Source organism: Oleiphilus sp. HI0043 (assembly GCF_001634935.1).
Genome location: NZ_LWEY01001208.1, coordinates 1 through 2,379 on the forward strand (window position 1 = coordinate 1; position 2,379 = coordinate 2,379).

The window sequence follows — 2,379 nt, forward strand, 5'->3', positions numbered from 1 at the left end:
GATTAAACGACGGCCACCGTACTTCCCGAAGGGCATTTGTGTATTGGCTATTTTTACCAGGTGCTGCTTTTCGATCATGTGTTGATAATAACTCGCATGGCTTGAACTTCTAGCCCTGTTTTTTCAATATATTCCTGACAAGCACTTTGTCTGTGACGCAGAGCGTCGATTTCTTCGTCGCGAATTAAAGGGTTCTTTTCCTGGAGGCTAATCAGGCGCTGAATTTCATTACCTAGCTCCCTGTTCATGTCTTCGCTAGCTTGGCTGATCAATGAAGGAACCGAAGCTTCGGCAGTTTTTTGAGCATGCTCAAGTAGTGTACCAATATCGTTACGGATCTCTTTCAATACGGCATGCGCCATCGATCGCTTAAGCCCTTTGCAGAGCTCATTAAGCTGCTCGTAGGGTAAAACTTCGCTAAGGTCGCGGCCGGTAATATTAACAACGATCCGCTGAGGCGATACCGGCAAAAATTTGTCAAGCTGCAGAGACTTTGGTGCCATGCTGTTCAGCGCGAATATGGCTTCCAAAAATAAAGTACCAGGTTCAACACCTTTTACCGACATGGTTGCCAAGGCTGCATTACCAAGCTCTCCTGTTAAGGTTTGCTCGATTAGATCGGTCACCATCGGGTGTTCCCATGAGACAAACTCGACATCTTCCCGGACAAGCGCTTTCAAACGGTGGAAGGTTAAGGTGTTGCCTTCATCGTTTAAGCCGGGAAAGTGCTGCTCCAGCATGTGCTCTCCAGGGCGAATGATCAGAGTCTGGTCTGACTGGTACTCTTGTTCAACACCGTAAAGGTTGAACTGCTTTTCCATGTAAGAGGACAGGTCCTGGCTTGCTTCCTCAGATTCGATCAAGGCAATGATTTTCTCGGCTTCTTCAGGATTGCAGGAGTTAAGCTCAAGTAGGGGGTCACGACCCGTTTGAAGAGCTGCCATAGCCGCATCGCGATGCTCACGGGCTTGTTTGATAAAAGACAAGGCCTGATCAGATTGAAAGTCACCTTCGCTTAAGTAACTTTCCAGTTCGACGGCAAACTGTTCATAAATTGCAAAGCCTGCCGCACAGCTGTGAGTGAAGGCATCCAGAGCCTGGTCATACCAGTTGAATAAACCCTCTTGGCGGCTGCCAGGAATGAAGGGCACATGAATATTGACGTCATGTGTTTGCCCGATTCGGTCTAAGCGGCCGATACGTTGTTCGAGTAGGTCAGGGTTCTCTGGTAAGTCGAATAACACTAAGTCGTGTGAAAACTGGAAGTTTCGGCCTTCGCTGCCAATTTCTGAACAGATTAAGGCTTGTGCACCTTCCTCTTTATCAGCAAAGTAGGCAGCGGCTCTATCACGTTCAATAATACTTAAACCTTCGTAGAAGGCTGCTGTTCGCAGGCCTTCTCGTAGTCGAAGATAGGACTCCAGCGCTAAAGCCGTTTCAGCACTGGCGCAGATGATCAGGACTTTCTCATCTCTGTTATCTTTCAGGAACTGGGTTAGCCAAGTGACTTTCGGATTCTGTTTAATGCCGGCTTCATCTTCAAATTGATCATCACCAACAGCTGCATCGAGTGGGTGAGGCTGTAGGATTCTATCCGGGAAGCCTTCAACACCTTGGCGAGTATTGCGGAACAGTATTCTACCGGTGCCATGCTGATCAAGTAGCCTTTGTATTGCTTCCGGAATATCGATATTTTGTGCATCATCACCGAGTAGGGAAAGGGCTTTAATTGGCAGTGACGAGCCGTCTTCAAGACCTTGAAGCTCTCCGACCAAATCAGAGATTTCCTGATAGTTTTGTTCTTGCTCAATAAATTTTTCTAAGGAGTGAAAACGGTCAGGGTCGAGCAAGCGCAAACGGGCGAAGTGGCTCTCGATACCGGCTTGCTCAGGCGTAGCCGTAAGCAATAGTACGCCGCGGCTTCTAGCTGCCAAGGCTTCAATGCACTGGTATTCGATGCTGCTTTCTGATTCGCTCCAATGTAAGTGATGCGCTTCATCGACAATCAGTAAATCCCAGTCGGCCGCTAAGGCTGCGGTTTTTATATCTTCATTAATCAGGAAGTCCTGATGGCAGAGAACTAGCTGCTCGGTCTCAAAGGGCTTTTCGATACCTTCTTCGGTCAAACTATCAAAACGCTCACGATCAAAGATAGAAAAGCTGAGATTGAAGCGGCGTAGCATTTCGATCAGCCATTGATGCACCAGTGTAGAAGGAACGACGATCAAAGCTCTTTTGGCTAAACCATTGTGCAACTGGGCGTGGAGAATCATGCCTGCTTCAATGGTTTTACCTAGTCCTACTTCATCGGCTAGCAATACTCTCGGGGCATGGCGCTTCGCGACAGTATCAGCGATATATACTTGATGAGGAAGTAAG

2 protein-coding genes are annotated in these 2,379 nt (G+C 47.8%); both read right to left on the reverse strand.

The features are described from left to right. Positions 1–78: putative quorum-sensing-regulated virulence factor (locus A3729_RS34610; protein ID WP_197475861.1), on the reverse strand; the 78-nt coding region annotated here is incomplete at its 3' end. Further along, the coding region (gene rapA, locus A3729_RS14450; protein WP_068634015.1) for an RNA polymerase-associated protein RapA at positions 75–2,379 on the reverse strand (2,305 nt) is incomplete at its 5' end. The genes rapA and A3729_RS34610, both read right to left, overlap by 4 nt.